The organism is Pseudomonas sp. LB-090624 (genome assembly GCF_003205205.1).
Lineage (GTDB): Bacteria > Pseudomonadota > Gammaproteobacteria > Pseudomonadales > Pseudomonadaceae > Aquipseudomonas.
The window spans coordinates 1-17,715 of the sequence record NZ_QJRL01000051.1 but is presented as its reverse complement, the minus strand read 5'-3'; the positions used below and the strand labels follow the sequence as shown (position 1 = coordinate 17,715).

The window sequence follows — 17,715 nt, the reverse complement described above, 5'->3', positions numbered from 1 at the left end:
GCGCTGAGCAGGGGCGGCGACAGCAGGGCCCAGGCCAGGTCACGCACGGCCGGGCGCTGAAGTTGCCGGGGCAGGTCTTGGAGTTGGGCGAATGGCGTCATCCTGCGAGCATAGCCGGTTTGCCGCTGCCCGGTGGTTTCGCCCATAATCGGCGCATCGTCACCCGCCGCAGAGCCTCGCAGGAGCCCCATGGAGCAATTTCGCAATATCGGTATCATCGGTCGCCTTGGCAGCTCGCAGGTGCTCGACACCATTCGCCGACTGAAAAAATTCCTCCTCGACCGGCACCTGCACGTGATCCTCGAGGACACCATCGCGGAAGTACTGCCCGGCCATGGCCTGCAAACCTCCACCCGCAAGCTACTGGGCGAGGTCTGCGACCTGGTTATCGTGGTTGGCGGCGACGGCAGCCTGCTGGGCGCCGCCCGCGCCCTGGCCCGGCACAACATTCCGGTGCTGGGCATCAACCGTGGCAACCTGGGCTTTCTTACCGACATTCGCCCCGACGAGCTGGAAGAAAAGGTCGCCGAGGTGCTCGACGGCCACTACCTGGTGGAAAACCGCTTCCTGCTGCAGGCCGAGGTGCGCCGCCATCATGAAGCCATTGGCCAGGGCGATGCGCTGAACGACGTGGTACTGCACCCGGGCAAGTCCACGCGCATGATCGAGTTCGAAATCTACATCGACGGCCAGTTCGTCTGCAGCCAGAAGGCCGACGGCCTGATCGTCGCGACCCCCACCGGCTCCACCGCCTATGCGCTGTCGGCCGGTGGCCCGATCATGCACCCCAAGCTCGATGCCATCGTCATCGTGCCGATGTACCCGCATACCCTGTCGGGCCGGCCGATCGTGGTCGACGGCAACAGCGAGCTCAAGATCGTGGTGTCCAAGGACCTGCAGATCTACCCGCAGGTGTCCTGTGACGGCCAGAACCACTTCACCTGCGCCCCCGGCGATACCATCACGGTCAGCAAGAAACCGCAGAAGCTGCGCCTGATCCACCCGCTGGACCACAATTACTACGAGGTCTGCCGCACCAAACTGGGGTGGGGCAGCCGCTTGGGGAGCAGTGACGACTGATGCTCGATCCGGCGCGAAGTTTTGACATCATTGGCGACGTGCACGGCTGTGCACTGACCCTTGAACGCCTGCTCGACGCCCTCGGATACAAGCGCGTGGCCGGCGTGTGGCGCCACCCGCGACGTCAGGCGCTGTTCCTGGGCGATATCGTCGACCGTGGGCCACGCATCCGCGAGGCGCTGCACATCGTCCACGACATGGTCGAAGCCGGCCAGGCGTTCTGCATCATGGGCAACCACGAGTACAACGCCCTTGGCTGGGTCACCCCGGCGCTGCCCGGCAGCGGCAAGGCCTATGTGCGCGAACACACGCCACGGCATGCCCGGCTGATCGACGAAACCCTGACCCAGTTCGCCCACCACCCCGGTGACTGGCACGACTTCGTCAATTGGTTCTATGAGCTGCCGCTGTTCGTGGATGCCGGGCGTTTCCGCCTGGTGCACGCTTGCTGGGATCCGCAACTGATCGAGCACCTGCGCCAGCAGTACCCCGACGGGCGCGTCGACGAGCACTTCATCCAGGCTTCGGCAGTGAGCAACAGCTTCGCCGCCACCGTGTGCAACCGCTTGCTGCGCGGCACCGACATGCGCTTGCCGGACGGCCTGACCCTGACCGGTGGTGACGGCCTGACGCGGGCATTCTTCCGCACCAAGTTCTGGGAAGAAGACCCGCAAACCTACGGCGACATCGTGTTCCAGCCCGATGCCCTGCCCGAAGAGGTGGCCAGCGCACCGCTCAGCCATAGCCAGAAGAACGCCTTGCTGCGCTACGCCGAGGACGAGCCGCTGTTGTTTGTCGGGCATTACTGGCGCAGTGGTCACCCGGCGCCGATTCGCCCCAACCTGGCCTGCCTGGACTACAGCGCGGTGCTCTACGGAAAGCTGGCCGCCTACCGGCTGGATGATGAAACCCGCATCGACCCGCACAAGTTCGTCTGGGTCGACGTCGACCGCCCACAGGCCAACCAATGAACATTATCGAAGTGATGCGCCTGCCGCTGTCGGTCGACCTCAGCGGTTTCATCCACCTGCTGCAACGCCTGCAGGTGCCGCACCGGGTCAGCGAGGAGGGCGACGCCCAGGTCCTCTGGGCCCCCGACACCCTCGCCGAAGATGTGCTGCAACTCTACCAGCGTTACCCCGACGGCAACGCCGACCTGGCCGCCAGCGCCGACCCTGTAGCAGCGGATTCACCCGCGAATGCCCCCGCCCAGCCTTCCCTGGTAGCGCAGGCCAAAGCCTGCAAGATCACCACCCTGACCCTGCTGCTGTGCTTCATCGTCGCCGGCCTGACCAACCTGGGCGACAACTTCACCACCATCAGCTGGTTCACCTTCCTCGACTTCCGCGTGCAGGGTGACTACCTGTACTTCACCCCGCTGGCGCAAACCCTCGACCAAGGCCAGTGGTGGCGGCTGGTATCGCCCATGCTGCTGCACTTCGGCGTGCTGCACCTGGCCATGAACAGCCTGTGGTACTGGGAGCTGGGCAAGCGCATCGAACTGCGCCAAGGCCCGTGGCTTTTGCTGGGCCTGACCGTGCTGTTCAGCCTGGTGTCCAACCTGGCCCAGCACTACACCAGTGGGCCGAGCCTGTTTGGTGGCCTGTCTGGCGTCTTGTACGGCTTGCTGGGGCACATCTGGTTGTACCAGTGGCTGGCGCCCAATCGCTTCTTCAACCTGCCCAAGGGCGTGCTGGTCATGATGCTGATCTGGCTGGTGGTGTGCCTGACCGGTGTGGTCGGTACCCTCGGCCTTGGCCAGATTGCCAACGCCGCCCACGTCGGCGGGCTGCTCATCGGATGCCTGACCGGGCTCTTGGGTGGGGCGCTGGCCCGGCGTAAACTGTCGGCTTGAATCAGGAGACACTATGTCCACTTTTGCGCAAATGATTGAAAACATCACCCCGGAAATCTACGAGAGCCTGAAACTGGCCGTGGAAATCGGCAAATGGTCGGATGGCCGCAAGCTCACTGCCGAGCAGAAAGAGCTGTCGCTGCAGGCGGTCATCGCCTGGGAGATGAAAAACCTGCCTGAAGACCAGCGCACCGGTTACATGGGGCCGCAGGAGTGCGCGTCGAAGTCCGCACCCATCGCCAACATTCTGTTCAAGTCGGACTCGGTACATTGATCGAACTCGCTCGTGGCTCGTTGAGCAAGATGGCGGTAAGCCTGCAGGCACCCGTAGTGCAATACAGCTTCCGCCTGGATGACACGCAGGTGGCGGTCAACCCCCTGATCGGCCAGCGCCTGCGCCTGGAATACCTTGGCGCCATTCACTGCAGCCATTGCGGCAAGCGCACCAAGACCAGCTTCAGCCAGGGTTACTGCTACCCGTGCATGACCAAGCTGGCACAGTGCGACGTGTGCATCATGGCCCCGGAAAAGTGCCACTACGACGCAGGCACCTGCCGCGAACCGTCGTGGGGCGAACAGTTCTGCATGACCGACCACGTGGTCTACCTGGCCAACTCGTCGGGGATCAAGGTCGGCATCACCCGTGCGACCCAATTGCCTACCCGCTGGCTCGACCAGGGCGCCAGCCAGGCGCTGCCGATCATGCGCGTGGCCACCCGCCAGCAATCCGGCCTGGTCGAAGACGTCCTGCGTAGTCAGGTGCCTGACCGCACCAACTGGCGTGCACTGCTCAAGGGCGATGCCGAGGTGCTCGACCTGCCGGCCATCCGCGAGCAGGTTTTCGAGGCCTGCGCCGATGGCCTGCGCGAGCTGCAGGGGCGCTTTGGCCTGCAGGCGATCCAGCCGCTGCCGGATGCCGAAGTGGTGCAGATGAACTACCCGGTCGAGGCCTACCCGACAAAGATCGTCAGCTTCAACCTCGACAAGGACCCGGTAGCCGAAGGTACGCTGCTGGGCATCAAGGGCCAGTACCTGATCTTCGACACCGGTGTGATCAATATTCGCAAGTACACGGCCTACCAGTTGGCCGTGCTCCAGTAAAAAGGACCTGCACATGCGTACCGAACAACCGCAAGTGATCTACCTGAAGGATTACCAGGCGCCCGAGTACCTGATCGACGAAACGCACCTGACCTTCGAGCTGTTCGAGGACCACACCCTGGTCCACGCGCAGCTGGTGATGCGCCGCAACCCGGCTCGCGGTGCCGGCTTGCCGCCGCTGGTACTGGATGGCCAGCAGCTGGAGCTGCTGCGTGCCTCGCTGGACGACCAGGAACTGCAGCCCGCTGACTACCAGCTCGACATCGACAGCCTGACGGTTCAGCCGAAAACCGAACGCTTCACCCTCGACACCAGCGTCAAGATCCACCCCGAGAGCAACACCGCGCTGGAAGGCCTGTACAAGTCGGGCAAGATGTTCTGCACCCAGTGCGAGGCCGAAGGCTTCCGCAAGATCACCTACTACCTCGACCGCCCGGACGTGATGAGCACCTTCACCACCACGGTGATCGCTGAGCAGCACCGTTACCCGGTGCTGTTGAGCAACGGCAACCCGATCGGCAGCGGGCCGGCGGAAGACGGCCGCCACTGGGCAACCTGGGAAGACCCGTTCATGAAGCCGGCGTACCTGTTCGCGCTGGTGGCCGGAGACCTGTGGTGCGTCGAAGACACGTTCGTGCGCCAGTCTGGGCGCGACGTAACCCTGCGTATCTACGTGGAACCCGAGAACATCGACAAGTGCGACCACGCCATGGTCAGCCTGAAGAAGTCCATGCGCTGGGACGAAGAAGTCTATGGCCGTGAATACGACCTGGACATCTTCATGATCGTGGCGGTCAACGACTTCAACATGGGCGCCATGGAAAACAAGGGCCTGAACATCTTCAACTCCAGTTGTGTGCTGGCCCGTGCCGAAACCGCCACCGATGCCGCCCACCAGCGTGTCGAAGGGGTGGTCGCCCACGAGTACTTCCACAATTGGTCGGGCAACCGTGTCACCTGCCGTGACTGGTTCCAGCTGTCGCTCAAGGAAGGCTTCACGGTGTTCCGCGATGCCGAGTTCAGTGCCGACATGAACTCGCGTACGGTCAAGCGCATCGAAGATGTCGCCTACCTGCGCACCCACCAGTTCGCCGAAGACGCCGGCCCAATGGCCCACCCGGTGCGCCCGGACAGCTTCATCGAAATCTCCAACTTCTATACCCTGACCGTGTACGAGAAGGGCGCCGAAGTGGTGCGCATGGTCCGTACCCTGCTGGGCGCCGAGGGCTTCCGCAAGGGCAGCGACCTGTACTTCGAGCGCCATGATGGCCAGGCAGTGACCACCGACGACTTCATCAAGGCCATGGAAGACGCCAACGGCGTCGACTTTACCCAGTTCAAGCGCTGGTACAGCCAGGCCGGCACCCCGCGCCTGGAAGTCAGCGAGGCGTACGACCCCGCCGCGCAGACCTACAGCCTGACGTTCCGCCAGAGCTGCCCGCAGACCCCGGACAAGGCCGCCAAGCTGCCGTTCGTGATCCCCGTGGAGCTGGGCCTGCTGGATGCTGCCGGCAACGACCTGCCGCTGCAGCTAGTCGGTGAAGCGGCTGGGCAAGGGACCAGCCGCGTGCTGTCGGTGACCGAGGCCGAGCAAACGTTCACCTTCCAGGGCATCCAGGCCAAGCCGCTGCCGTCGCTGCTGCGTGGTTTCAGTGCCCCGGTGAAACTGAGCTTCCCCTACGACCGCGACCAGCTGATGTTCCTGATGCAGCACGACAGCGATGGCTTCAACCGCTGGGAAGCGGGCCAGCAGCTGTCGGTGCAGGTGCTGCAGGAACTGATCGGCCAGCATCAGCGCGGCGAAGCGCTGAAACTCGACCAGCGCCTGATTACCGCCCTGGGCACAGTGCTCGGCAACGAAGCGCTGGACCCGGCCATGGTTGCCGAGATGCTGTCGCTGCCAGGTGAGGCTTACCTCACCGAGATCAGTCAGGTGGCCGACGTGGATGCCATCCACGCCGCCCGCGAGTTCGCCCGCCAGCAAATCGCCGCGCAGTTGTTCGATGCCTTGTGGGCGCGCTACCAGGCCAACCGCGAGGTGTCGCGCAGCACCGCCTATGTGGCCTCTGCCGAGCACTTCGCCCGCCGCAGCCTGCAGAATATTGCCCTGTCTTACCTGATGCAGAGCGGCAAACCGCAGGTGCTGGCAGCGACGCTTGAGCAGTTCGAGCAGTGCGACAACATGACCGAACGCCTGACCGCGCTGGCGGTACTGGTCAACTCGCCGTTCGAGGCCGAGCGTGCGAAGGCGCTGGAAGCCTTTGCCGAGCACTTCAAGGACAACCCGCTGGTCATGGACCAGTGGTTCAGCGTGCAGGCGGCCAGCGCGCTGCCGGGCGGGCTGGCCCGGGTCAAGGCGCTGATGCAGCACCCGGCGTTCACCCTGAAGAACCCGAACAAGGTGCGTGCGCTGATTGGTGCGTTTGCCGGGCAGAACCTGGTCAACTTCCATGCGGCGGATGGTTCGGGGTATCGCTTCCTGGCAGACCTGGTGATCGAGCTGAACGCGTTGAACCCGCAGATTGCCTCGCGTCAACTGGCACCGCTGACCCGCTGGCGCAAGTATGACGACGCGCGCCAAGCCCTCATGAAGGGCGAGCTGGAGCGCATTCTGGCGTCTGGCGAGCTGTCCAGTGATGTGTATGAAGTGGTGAGCAAGAGCCTGGCTTGAGCCCGGTGAGTCGGGGCCGCACAGCGGCCCCGGCGTTCCCAGACCGACAACAAAACATAACACCCCGCCCGTTGTACTCCCGCCTACATCCCCGCTACGATCCCCTCAAGCTATTGCAGGCCTCTAGACCAGGCTTTTCGCAGTACCTGCAATGCATTGACCCGCCAAATAAAAACACAAAGGGGACAGTCATGAGGGAACAGAACAGGCGCCTCGCCTGGCCATTGGCAGCCGCAGCGGTACTGGCGCTGGCACTTGGCACGTGGGTCGACAGCGTGCAGGCCGCTGCTGCCGACGAGTACTCCACCGAATCGGCCAAGGCCAGTCAAAGCCTGCTGATCGGCGCCACTCATGCCGGCAAGCGCCTGGTGGTAGTGGGCGATCGCGGCCACATTCTGTTCTCCGACGACCAGGGCACCACCTGGACCCAAGCCCGCGTGCCTACCCGGCAACTGCTCACCGCCGTGTTCTTCCTCGACGACAAGCGCGGTTGGGCCGTCGGCCATGACGCGCAGATCCTCACCAGCAACGACGGCGGTGCCACCTGGAGCAAGCAGTTCGAGGACCTGGCCCGTGAAGCGCCCTTGCTCGATGTCACCTTCCTTGATGCCCAGCATGGTTTTGCCGTGGGGGCCTACGGCGCCTTGCTGGAAACCACCGACGGGGGGCAGCACTGGCAGGACGTGGCGGCGCGCCTGGACAACCCCGACCAACTGCACCTGAACGGCATCGCCCGGGTCCGTGATGCCGGCCTGTTCATCGTTGGCGAGCAGGGCGGCATGTTCCGCTCTGCCGATAACGGGCAGACCTGGGCCAAGGTCCAGGGCCCCTACGAGGGCTCGCTGTTCGGCGTGATCGGCACCAGTACCCCCCACACCCTGCTGGCCTACGGCCTGCGCGGCAACCTGTTCCGCTCGGCCGATTTCGGTGACAGCTGGCGGCCGATCGAACTCAAGACGGCGCGCGCCACCCTCGAATTCGGCCTGGCAGGCGCTACGCTTGTCGAAGATGGCAGCCTGGTGCTGGTCGGCAACGGTGGCAGCGTGCTGCGCAGCACCGACGACGGCCAGACCTTCAGCGTCTACAACCGTGCAGACCGCATCGCCCTGGCCGGCGTCAGTGGCCTGGCCAATGGCGGCCTGCTGCTGGTGGGGCAGGGCGGGGTGCACCTGGCTACCGCGCAAGGTGCCGATGAGGTGCGTCCATGACCAGCAGGGAGAGCATCACCATGCACCCGCACCATCAGGACAAGGCCACGCTGCTTGAACGCCTGATCTTCAACAACCGCCCGGTGGTCATCGCCCTGTGTGTGGTGATCAGCATTTTCCTGTTCTGGCAAGCCACGCAAATCCGCCCTTCCACCAGCTTCGAGAAGATGATCCCGCTGCAGCACCCGTTCATCGAACAGATGATGGAGCACCGCAACGACCTGGCCAACCTCGGCAACACCGTGCGCATTTCGGTGGAGGCGGTCAACGGTGACATCTTCGACAAGGACTACATGGAGACCTTGCGCCAGATCCACGACGAGGTGTTCTACATCCCCGGTGTCGACCGTGCCGGGTTGAAGTCGCTGTGGAGCCCCAGCGTGCGCTGGAGCGAGGTCACCGAAGAGGGCTTTTCCGGTGGCGAGGTGATCCCCAATACCTACAACGGCTCGCAGGACAGTCTCGATACCCTGCGGGATAACGTGCTCAAGTCGGGCCAGGTAGGGCGGCTGGTGGGCAACAACTTCAAGTCCAGTATCGTCGACGTGCCGCTGCTGGAAAGCTACCCCGACCCGCAGGACCCGGGCAGGCAGGTGAAGCTGGATTACCAGCAGTTCTCGCACCTGCTGGAAGAGAAGATCCGCGACAAGTTCCAGGCGCAGAACCCCAATGTGAAGGTGCACATCGTTGGCTTCGCCAAAAAGGTGGGTGACCTGATCGACGGCCTGGTCATGGTGGCGATGTTCTTCGGCGTCGCCCTGGCGATCACCTGGGTGCTGTTGTACTGGTTCACCTGGTGCATCCGCAGCACCATCGCCGTGCTCATCACCACCCTGGTCGCAGTGGTCTGGCAGCTGGGGCTGATGCATGCAGTGGGCTTTGGCCTCGACCCATACTCGATGCTGGTACCGTTCCTGATCTTCGCCATCGGCATTTCCCACGGGGTGCAGAAGATCAACGGTATCGCCTTGCAATCGAGTGATGCCGATAACGCACTCACGGCTGCCCGGCGTACCTTCCGTCAGTTGTTCCTGCCGGGGATGATCGCCATCCTCGCCGACGCGGTGGGCTTCATCACCCTGCTGATCATCGACATTGGTGTGATTCGCGAATTGGCCATTGGCGCTTCCATCGGCGTGGCTGTGATCGTGTTCACCAACCTGATCCTGCTGCCGGTCGCCATCTCCTACGTGGGCATCAGCAAGAAGGCCATCGAGCGCAGCAAGAAGGACGCAACCCGCGAGCACCCGTTCTGGCGCCTGCTGTCGAACTTCGCCAGCGCCAAGGTAGCGCCGGTGTCGGTAGGGCTGGCGCTGCTCGCCTTTGCCGGGGGGCTGTGGTACAGCCAGAACCTGAAGATCGGTGACCTCGACCAGGGCGCGCCGGAGCTGCGCCCCGACTCGCGCTACAACCAGGACAACAATTTCATCATCAGCAACTACTCGACCAGCTCCGACGTGCTGGTGATCATGGTCAAGACGCCTTCGGAGCAATGCTCGATCCACTCGACCATGGCGCCGATCGACGAGCTGATGTGGACCATGCAGAACACCCCGGGTGTACAGTCGGCGATTTCCCTGGTGACGGTGTCCAAGCAGGTGATCAAGGGCATGAACGAGGGCAGCCTGAAATGGGAAACCCTGTCGCGCAACCCGGACATCCTCAACAACTCCATCGCCCGTGCCGACGGCCTCTACAACGGCGACTGCTCGTTGGCGCCGGTGCTGGTGTTCCTCAATGACCACAAGGCCGAAACCCTGGAGCGGGTCACTGCCGTGGCCAAGGCATTTGCCGACAGCCACAACAAGGAAGGCCTGCAGTTCCTGCTGGCGGCGGGTAACGCCGGGATCGAGGCGGCGACCAACGAAGTGATCAAGTCGGCCGAGCTGACCATTTTGGTCCTGGTGTACATTTGCGTGGCAGTGATGTGCCTGATTACCTTCCGTTCGTTCGCTGCAACCCTGTGTATCGTGCTGCCGCTGGTGCTGACCTCGGTGCTGGGCAACGCGCTGATGGCCTACATGGGCATCGGCGTGAAGGTGGCGACCTTGCCGGTGGTGGCACTGGGCGTAGGTATTGGCGTGGACTACGGCATCTACATTTACAGCCGGCTGGAGAGCTTCCTGCGGGCCGGGCTGCCGTTGCAGGAAGCGTATTACCAGACCCTGCGCTCGACCGGCAAAGCGGTGCTGTTCACCGGGCTGTGCCTGGCCATCGGCGTGTGTACCTGGATCTTCTCGGCGATCAAGTTCCAGGCCGACATGGGGCTGATGCTGACCTTCATGCTGCTGTGGAACATGTTTGGCGCGCTGTGGCTGCTGCCGGCGCTGGCGCGGTTCCTGATCAAGCCGGAAAAGATGGCAGGCAAGGAAGGTGGGTCCATTTTCGCCCATTGAGTCGCAGGTGGCCGCTTTGCGGCCCGATCGCCGGCAAACCAGCTCCCACAGGTACAGCGCAAGCCCCCAGGTTTGTGTGGTCCCTGTGTCAGCTGGCTTGCCGGTGATTGGGCTGCAAAGCAGCCCCAAGGTTATAATGCCAACTCACTTCAGATTGGTACCTCCATGTCTCCCCTCGCTACCGCTCTGCAATCCTGCGACATGCTCCTGATCGACGGCCTGCACGCCTTCGACTTCACTGCCGACGCGTCCGGCCTCACCGTCGAATGCATGGACGGCCGCCAGCTCCGCCGTTGGTCCTTCACCCCGGAACAAGTCGCCGCCGCTATCGCCTCCGGTGATGAATGGCAACTCAACGATGCCAACGGCGAGCATCGGCTAGTCTGTATGAGTGCCTTTCGTGCCCCGGATGATGACCAAGATGAACCGGACCTGGACGAGCCTGCTGACCGCTAGCCTGATGAGCCTGACTATCCACGCCCATGCTGCGACATTGCTGGTCGGCAGTTATACCGATGGCGCCAGCCAGGGTATCTACCGTTATCAGTTCGACGAAAAGCGCGGCCATATCGACCCGACCCCGCAGCAAGTGGTGAAAAGCGTCAGCCCGTCGTGGCTGGTGCTGTCAGCCGACCAGCGCCTGTTGTTCGCGGTCAATGAAACCCCGGGCGGCCACGCCAGCAGTTTCAGCATCAGCGCCAAGGGCGAGATCAAGCCGCTCAGCCAGGTGCCCACCCAAGGCGATGAGCCGACGCATGCCAGCCTTAGCCGCGACCAGCGCTACCTGTTCGTGGCCAACTACGCGGTCAAGCCTGACCCTGGTGGCAGCCTGGTGGTGATCCCGGTGGCCAGGGACGGCAAGCTCAAGCCCGTGTCGCAACAGGCCCGGCACAAGGCAAGTGGGGTGAACCCCGAGCGCCAGGCCGGTGCCCACGTGCATTCGCTGGTGCTGTCGCCGGATGGCCAGCACCTGTATGCCAGCGACCTGGGTGCCGACAAGGTGTTCATCTACCGCTACGACGGTGCCAGCCAGGAGCAGCCATTGAGCCCGGCCATCCCGGCCTTGGTAAACTTGCCAGCCGGTAGTGGGCCACGTCACCTGCTGTTCGACGCCAAGGGCCGGCATGCCTACCTGACGCTGGAAATGAGCGGTGAAGTGGTGATGTTCGACGTCCAGGACGATGCCCTGGTCGAGCGCCAGCGCCTGCCGTTGACCGAACGCAGCGAGGCGGCAGCCAAGGCAGCGGGAGGCCTGCACCTGTCGGCGGACGGGCGCTTCCTGTATGTGAGCAACCGCGGCACGGCCAACGAGATCGTGGTGTTCAGCGTTGGCAAGGACGATGGCCAACTGGCTTTCCTGCAGCGCCGCTCGGTGGAGGGTGACCACCCACGGGAATTTGCCCTCGACCCGAGTGACAAATTTCTGCTGGTGGCCAACCAGAAGAGCAACCAGATTGTGGTGATACGCCGTGATCCCCGTAGCGGCAAGCTGCTGGAGACGGTGCAGACACTGCAGCAGGATGCGCCATCGGACCTCAAGTTCATCGAGTGATGATGTGTGAGGGTTTGCTGTTGGATGTTCAGCGCCTGGGAGATCGAGCGCCGCCCGCGCGGCGCATCGCGAGCTGCGCTCGCTCCTACGTTTGTTTCTGGCCAGTAACGCCTGTTACAGGCGCGCGCGACCGTCTTGTTTGTGCGACGCGATATTTCGCCATACGCCAAGGCGTTCGCGCGTGAATCCCATAGGATTAATTGGCCCGAAACAAACGTAGGAGCGAGCGCAGCTCGCGATGCGCCGCGCGGGCGGCGCTCGATCTCAAACCCTGCATCAAACTCCCGCCAGGCACTTGCCAGCCCCCACACTCACTTGGCCATGACGGCCTTGAACAGCGCTGAAGCCAACCATCCCTCCAGCCAGCTCCGCACCCGCGGATAAGCCGCCTCGGCGAACCACTGAGGTTCGACCCCGGCAAACTGGCGCATCAGGGGCAGCAACGCGGCATCGGCCATGCTCGGGTGGTCGGCCAGCAGGTAAGCCCGCCCCACCAGCAAGCCTTCGAGCTCCGCCAGCCAGGCCTCGGCCTGCTGGCGGTAATGCTCGCGGGTATGCTTGGGGTAGCGCTCGGCATACTTGTACAGATTGACCTGTGCCTTGAACGTGCTGTCATTACGCGCGATCAAGGCATCGGCCTGCTGCGCTGCCACCGGGTCGGCAAGCAGCTGCCAGTCCTGCGGGTCGTTTTGCGCCAGCGCCCAGCGCATGATGTCCAGGCTCTCTTCCAACACCCCGGTGCCGGTATCCAGCACCGGCACCGTCCCTTTGGGCGACAAGGCCAGCAGCTCTGCCGGCTTGTTCTTCATCGCCACCTCGCAGATTTCCACCTCGCAGCCGGCATAGCGAAGGGCCAGGCGCGCACGCATGGCCCACGGGCAGCGGCGGAACGAGTAGAGGATCACCCGCACACCTCCACGTCACTGAGGCCATTACCCTGGCGCCGCACCTGGATCTGGACCGGGATGCGCTCGTGCATTTCCTGTACGTGGGAAATCACCGCCACTTTGCGACCCTGGGCTTGCAAGCCGTCGAGGGCGTCCATTGCCAGTTGCAGCGACTCGGGGTCGAGGCTGCCGAAGCCTTCGTCGATGAACAGCGACTCGATACGCAAGGTGCTGGACGCCATCGACGCCAGGCCCAGCGCCAGGGCCAGCGACACCAGGAAGGTTTCCCCGCCCGACAACGAGTGCACCGAACGCAGTTCGTCGCCCATCTCGGTGTCCAGCACCAGCAGGCCAAGGGCGCTGCCGCCGCGCTTCAGGCGGTAGCGACGGGCCAGCTGACGTAGTTGGGCATTGGCGTGGTGCAGCAGCAGATCAAGGTTGTAGCCTTGGGCGATCTTGCGGAACACATCACCGGAGGCCGAACCGATCAGGGCATTGAGGCGGGCCCAGCGTTGCCACTGCTGGTGGGCCTGTTCGATTTCTGCCGCCAGCGCCTGGTGGGCCTGCTGGCGGCGCTGATCGTCGGCCTGTTGGGCACGCAATTCGGCGCACTGCTGCTCGTGGCTTGCCAAGCGTTCGCGCAGCTCGGCCAAGGCTTGCTCCAGGGCTTGCACCGTGGTGTCCACGGTCATCTGTGCAGCGTGGTGCTGCAGGCGCTGTTCGCGCTCCTGCAGCAGGACCCGGCCTTGCTCGATGGCTTTTTCCGCGGCTTGCAAACGCTGGCGCAATTCATTGACTTGCGCATCATCCATGGCCAGCAGGCGATCGAGGCCGGCATCGTCCAGTTCCGGATGCTCGCTGCGCCACTGGGCGATCTGGGCCTGCAACTGTTGGCATTCGGCATCCAGTGCCTGTTGTCGCTGGGTATTGGCCTTGAGTTCGCTGGCCAGTTGCACGCCTTGGGTGCGCAGATCTTGCAGGCGCTGGGCGGTGTCGGCATCGAGGGCGCGGGCTTGTTCCAGCGTGGCTTCCATATGCTGCTGCCAGGCTTCGGCACTGGTATGTTCGTCAAGCAGTTCGCCGAGTGAGGCCAGGGCTTGCTGGCGTTGCTCGTCAAGGGCAGCCAGTTTCTGCTGCAACTGCTGCAGGCCTTCCACGCGCGCCTGCTGTTGGTCACGCAGCTTGTCCAACTGGGTTTGGCGAGTTTGCTGTTCTTCCTGTTCGTCCTTGCGCTGTTCCAGTTGCTGCAGGCGCTGGGCAATCTGCTGGTCGAGGGCGAGGAAGGCATTGGCCGGGTCTTCGTTCAGGGCCTTGAGGGCTTCCTTGGGCAAGACACCGGCCAGGTCGTCAAGGCCTTGCTGCAACAGTTGCTCATCGTTGGCCAGGGCCTGGTGCTGTTGCTCCAGATGGCGCTGGGCCTGTTGTTGGGCGTCGTGGGCCGCCTGCAATTGCTGGTTCAGTCGGGCGGCGTCTTTTTGCAGAGCCAGCAGGGCGCTCTGGCGTTTCTCGTCCTGGCTGATTTCTTCATCCAGGCGACGCAGCTGGCTGTCGAGCCAGGTGCTACGGGCCTTGTCGTCCTGCGGGGCGAGGGCTGGCCACAGGCCGTGTGCCTGTACCTGAGCCACCAGCGGTTGCACCTGTTCGCCCAGTTGCTGCTGCTGTTGCTGGAAGTCCTTGAGCTGAGCATTGACCACACCCAGCTGGGTACGCAGCTCCACCAACTTGTGGTTGAGCGTTTCGACCTGCTTCTGCGCGGCGTGCTCTTCGGCCTGGTCATGGCGACCCAGGCTCTGCAGCAGCGCTTCTGGCTGATGGAAGGGGTGCTCGGCGCTGCCACAGACCGGGCAGGGTTCGCCGTCACGCAGTTGGTCACGCAGTTCTTCGACGCTGGTGTTGCGTGCCAGGCGTTGCCGTTCCAGCAGTTGACGGGTGACGATCAACGCCTGCTCGGCGGCCTCCAGCTCGGCCTTGGCGGCGGTGCCTTCGCCAATCAGTCGCTGGCGTTGCAGCATGGCCTGCTGCTGCCGTTCGCGCAGGGCATCCAGCTGCTGGCGCAGCTCCTGTTCGCGGCCGTGCAGGCGTGACATTTCTTCTACGGCGCGCTGCTGTTTGCGGTTGTCCTGCAGCATACCGCCGAGCAGGTCGATCTGTTCGGCCAGGGCCTGGGGTTCGGCCTTGGCTTCACGGAACAACAGGTCGTAGGCGTCGCGCTCGGCCTGCAGGTGCGCATTGGCCTGGCTGGCCTGGGCCTGCAAGCCGGGTAGCTCTTCTCGGCCCTTGGTCAGGCGGCCACCGACCAGCATCACCTGTTTCAGCTGCGGCAGGTAGGCGTGCCAGGCATTGGCCAGGCCCGCCAGGTGCTGGCTGTCGGCAAGCGCGGTGTCGATCTGCGCCAGTTGCTGCACGCTGCGCTGCTGGTTGTCTTCTAGCTGCTGCAGTTGCTGCTGGCCGGCAGCGACCTGTTGTTGCGCCTGTTGGCTGATGCTGCGCTGGGCGGCCAGTTCCTGGTCCAGGCGTGCCAGACTGTCCTGGGCGGCAAAGGCCTGGCGCAGGCGCGGCGCGTTCTCGCTGTGCTGGGCCTGGCGGTCGGCAAGCGCTTGGCGCGCAATGTCCAGCGCCTGTTCGAGCTCGCGGGTGCGCAGCTGCAGTTCGGCTTGCTGCTGTTGCTGTTCGGCCATTTTCGCGGCCACTGGCGCCAGCTGTGCGCTCAGGGCCTGTCGGCGGTGGAACTGGTGACGCTGTGGGGCCAGTCGCTCCAGGCGTGCCAGGTCCAGGCGTGGTTCGGCCAGCTGTTGCCAGTCCTGCTCGGCGGCCTGCAGCGCGGTACCGGCTTCGGCCTGCTGGGCTTGCAGCTGGTGTTGTTCGTTCAGCCAGTTGCGTTGCTGCTCCAGCTGGCGCTCGCCGGCCTGGTCGGCCTTGAACTGCTGTTGCGCCTGTTCCAGGCGCTGGTCAAGTTCGGCACGGGCTTCGGCCGCCATCGGCAGCAGGTGGCTGGCACGGTCTTTAAGGGCGTTGTGCGCTTCGCCGGCCTCGCGCGCCTTGGTGAAGGCACGCTGGCCCAGGCGGGTGTAGATCGCGGTGTTGGTGAGCTTTTCCAGCAGTTCGCTGCGCTCTTTGTCGTCGGCCTTGAGAAACGCGCCGAATTCGCTCTGGGCCAGCATCACCGCACGGGTGAACTGCTCGAAGTTCAGGCCCAGGCGGGCCTCGACCAGTTGCTTGTATTCGTTCTTGCCGCTGCCCAGCACCTGCTCGCTGTCGAGGTCGTAAAAGCTCTGGCGGCTGTGCTGCAGTTTGCCGTTGGCCTTGTCGCGGGCGCGGTTGGCTTCCCAGCGGGCGCGGTAGCGGCGGCCGTCGATGCCGACGAAGTCGACTTCGGCAAAGCCGCTACCGGTGCCCCGGCGCAGCAGGTTGCGCGGGTCCGACGTGGGGATGTCGCCGTCGGCGTCCGGCACCTTGGCTTCGCGGCCGATGTCATTGAGCCGCGGCACGGTGCCGAACAGCGCCAGGCACAGGGCGTCAAGCAGGGTGCTCTTGCCAGCACCGGTAGGCCCGGTGATGGCGAACAGCCCGGCACTGGCCAGCGGTTCAGCGGTGAAGTCGATATCGACCGGGCCGGCCAGCGATGCCAGGTTCTTCAGGCGGATGGCGAGAATCTTCATGGCTGCTCCTCTTCCTGCTGCACGTCCTGCAACAGCAGGGCGAAGTCGGCCAGCGCCTGCTCGTCGGCGGGGTTGCCGTAGGCCTGCTCCCAGGCCCGGCTGAACAGGTCTTGTGGGGTCATCTGGGCCAGCTCGACAAAGGCCAGGTCATCGTCTTCGGCGTTGTTGCGGCCAGCGTACTCGGCGCTGATGCGGATCAGCCTCACCGCCTTGCCTTCAAGCGCGGTTTCGATCTGCTGGCGCAGGTCGGGTTGCGGCTCGTCGAGCACCACCCGCACCTCCAGCCAGGGCTGGCGGTTGGGGTCTTCAAGCAAGTCGATCACGGGCAGGTCGGCCAGTTGCTGCAACAGCTCGCCCAGCGGTGCCGGGCCCACCCGTTGCAGGGCCACCGCGCGTGGTACGGGGCGTGGCTCGACGCTGACCAGGCCGTTGCCGTCCAGCTCCACTTCCAGGACCTGGTGCGGGTAGTTGATTTCGGCGAATGACAGCGGGATTGGCGAGCCGCTGTAGCGGATGCGTTCTTCGCGGTTGACCTTCTGCGGCTTGTGCAGATGGCCCAGGGCGACGTAGCTGATAGCCTTGTCGAACAGCTTGGCCGGCAGCGCCTCGGCGTTGCCGATGATCAGGCTGCGTTCGGAGTCTTCCGACACCGCGCCACCGGCCATGTGCGCGTGGCTGATGGCGATCAGCGCCTGGTCTTTCTTGCGTTTCTTCAGGGCGGCGGCGATCAGTTGCTGGTGCACCTGGGTGATGCCTTGCAGGTAATCGTCACCCAGCTGCGGGCCGGTGACTTCGGCCGGCCGCAGGAAGGGCAGGGCCAGGCACCAGGCAGCGACCTTGCCCCGGCCGTTGGTCAGAGGGATCAGCAGGCGCTCGGCATCCAGCTGGCCCTCGTCCAGCCAGTGCACACGGCCCAACGCATGGGTGCGCAGGCGGCGCATGAGCGCGGCGGGCAGCTCGATGCGCGAACCGGAGTCGTGGTTGCCGGCGATCATCACGATGTCCAGTTTGGGCTGTTGCTCGTGGGCCTGGACGATGAAGTCGTAGAGGCGTTCCTGGGCTTTGACCGGCGGGTTGACGGTGTCGAAGATATCACCGGCGATCAGCAGCGCATCGGGTTGGCGCAAGCGCAGTTGGCCGAGCAACCAGTCGAGGAAGCAGGCGTGTTCGAAGTCGCGTTCCTGGCCGTGCAGGCTTTGGCCCAGGTGCCAGTCGGAGGTATGAAACAGACGCATGGATGACCTGTTGGTGTCGAGTCGGGCAAGCGGGGAAAGGGCGGTATGGTAACCCAAGCGGGGTTCGGGGG

13 protein-coding genes and 1 pseudogene are annotated in these 17,715 nt (G+C 64.1%); 10 read left to right on the top strand and 4 right to left on the bottom strand.

All coding sequences use genetic code 11. The features are described from left to right. Positions 1-191, bottom strand: a pseudogene (locus DMX11_RS26140) (DUF1853 domain-containing protein); the annotation flags it as partial. Between DMX11_RS26140 and DMX11_RS25025 the strand changes: the two are divergent. From DMX11_RS25025 to DMX11_RS24980, 10 genes are all read left to right on the top strand, one after another. After that, positions 190-1,080 carry an NAD(+) kinase gene (locus DMX11_RS25025; protein ID WP_009683749.1) on the top strand — a complete coding sequence of 297 codons (891 nt, stop codon included), beginning with the start codon at positions 190-192 and terminating at the stop codon, positions 1,078-1,080. The pseudogene DMX11_RS26140 and the gene DMX11_RS25025 sit on opposite strands and share 2 nt — an antisense overlap. Next, positions 1,080-2,051: a metallophosphoesterase gene (locus DMX11_RS25020; protein ID WP_110748238.1), complete on the top strand. Its 972-nt coding sequence runs from the start codon at positions 1,080-1,082 to the stop codon at positions 2,049-2,051. The genes DMX11_RS25025 and DMX11_RS25020 overlap by 1 nt, the downstream gene beginning before the upstream one ends. After that, positions 2,048-2,935: a rhomboid family intramembrane serine protease gene (locus DMX11_RS25015; protein WP_110748235.1), complete on the top strand. Its 888-nt coding sequence runs from the start codon at positions 2,048-2,050 to the stop codon at positions 2,933-2,935. The genes DMX11_RS25020 and DMX11_RS25015 overlap by 4 nt, the downstream gene beginning before the upstream one ends. Before the next feature lie 13 nt (positions 2,936-2,948). Further along, positions 2,949-3,209, top strand: a complete 261-nt coding sequence (locus DMX11_RS25010; protein ID WP_003260154.1) for a YeaC family protein — start codon at positions 2,949-2,951, stop codon at positions 3,207-3,209. Next, a complete protein-coding gene (locus tag DMX11_RS25005) occupies positions 3,206-4,036 on the top strand; it encodes a DUF2797 domain-containing protein (RefSeq protein WP_110748231.1) in 831 nt (276 codons plus the stop codon). The genes DMX11_RS25010 and DMX11_RS25005 overlap by 4 nt, the downstream gene beginning before the upstream one ends. 13 nt (positions 4,037-4,049) lie before the next feature. Next, the gene (pepN, locus tag DMX11_RS25000; RefSeq protein WP_110748227.1) at positions 4,050-6,707 is read left to right on the top strand and encodes an aminopeptidase N; all 2,658 of its coding nucleotides are present in this window, start codon (positions 4,050-4,052) and stop codon (positions 6,705-6,707) included. A 191-nt stretch (positions 6,708-6,898) separates the two neighbouring features. Then, positions 6,899-7,915: a YCF48-related protein gene (locus DMX11_RS24995; RefSeq protein ID WP_110748224.1), complete on the top strand. Its 1,017-nt coding sequence runs from the start codon at positions 6,899-6,901 to the stop codon at positions 7,913-7,915. A gap of 20 nt (positions 7,916-7,935) precedes the next feature. Further along, on the top strand, positions 7,936-10,311 hold the full coding sequence (locus tag DMX11_RS24990) for an RND family transporter (RefSeq protein ID WP_110748241.1): 2,376 nt from the start codon (positions 7,936-7,938) through the stop codon (positions 10,309-10,311). A 165-nt stretch (positions 10,312-10,476) separates the two neighbouring features. After that, on the top strand, positions 10,477-10,767 hold the full coding sequence (locus tag DMX11_RS24985) for a DUF5629 family protein (RefSeq protein ID WP_003247229.1): 291 nt from the start codon (positions 10,477-10,479) through the stop codon (positions 10,765-10,767). Continuing rightward, positions 10,733-11,863: a lactonase family protein gene (locus DMX11_RS24980; protein ID WP_256590664.1), complete on the top strand. Its 1,131-nt coding sequence runs from the start codon at positions 10,733-10,735 to the stop codon at positions 11,861-11,863. The genes DMX11_RS24985 and DMX11_RS24980 overlap by 35 nt, the downstream gene beginning before the upstream one ends. A gap of 311 nt (positions 11,864-12,174) precedes the next feature. Here the strand turns inward: DMX11_RS24980 and DMX11_RS24975 are convergent, their stop codons facing one another. From DMX11_RS24975 to DMX11_RS24965, 3 genes are read right to left on the bottom strand one after another with little or no spacing between them, the layout of a single operon-like run. Then, on the bottom strand, positions 12,175-12,768 hold the full coding sequence (locus tag DMX11_RS24975; RefSeq protein ID WP_110748218.1) for a glutathione S-transferase: 594 nt from the start codon (positions 12,766-12,768) through the stop codon (positions 12,175-12,177). Next, positions 12,765-16,409, bottom strand: coding sequence for an AAA family ATPase (locus tag DMX11_RS24970; RefSeq protein ID WP_110748215.1), 3,645 nt, complete (start codon positions 16,407-16,409; stop codon positions 12,765-12,767). The genes DMX11_RS24975 and DMX11_RS24970 overlap by 4 nt, the downstream gene beginning before the upstream one ends. Further along, entirely contained in the window at positions 16,406-17,644 is a 1,239-nt protein-coding gene (locus DMX11_RS24965) for an exonuclease SbcCD subunit D C-terminal domain-containing protein (protein ID WP_110748212.1), read from the bottom strand. Before DMX11_RS24965 ends, DMX11_RS24970 begins: the two co-directional genes overlap by 4 nt. Positions 17,645-17,715 lie beyond the last annotated feature (71 nt).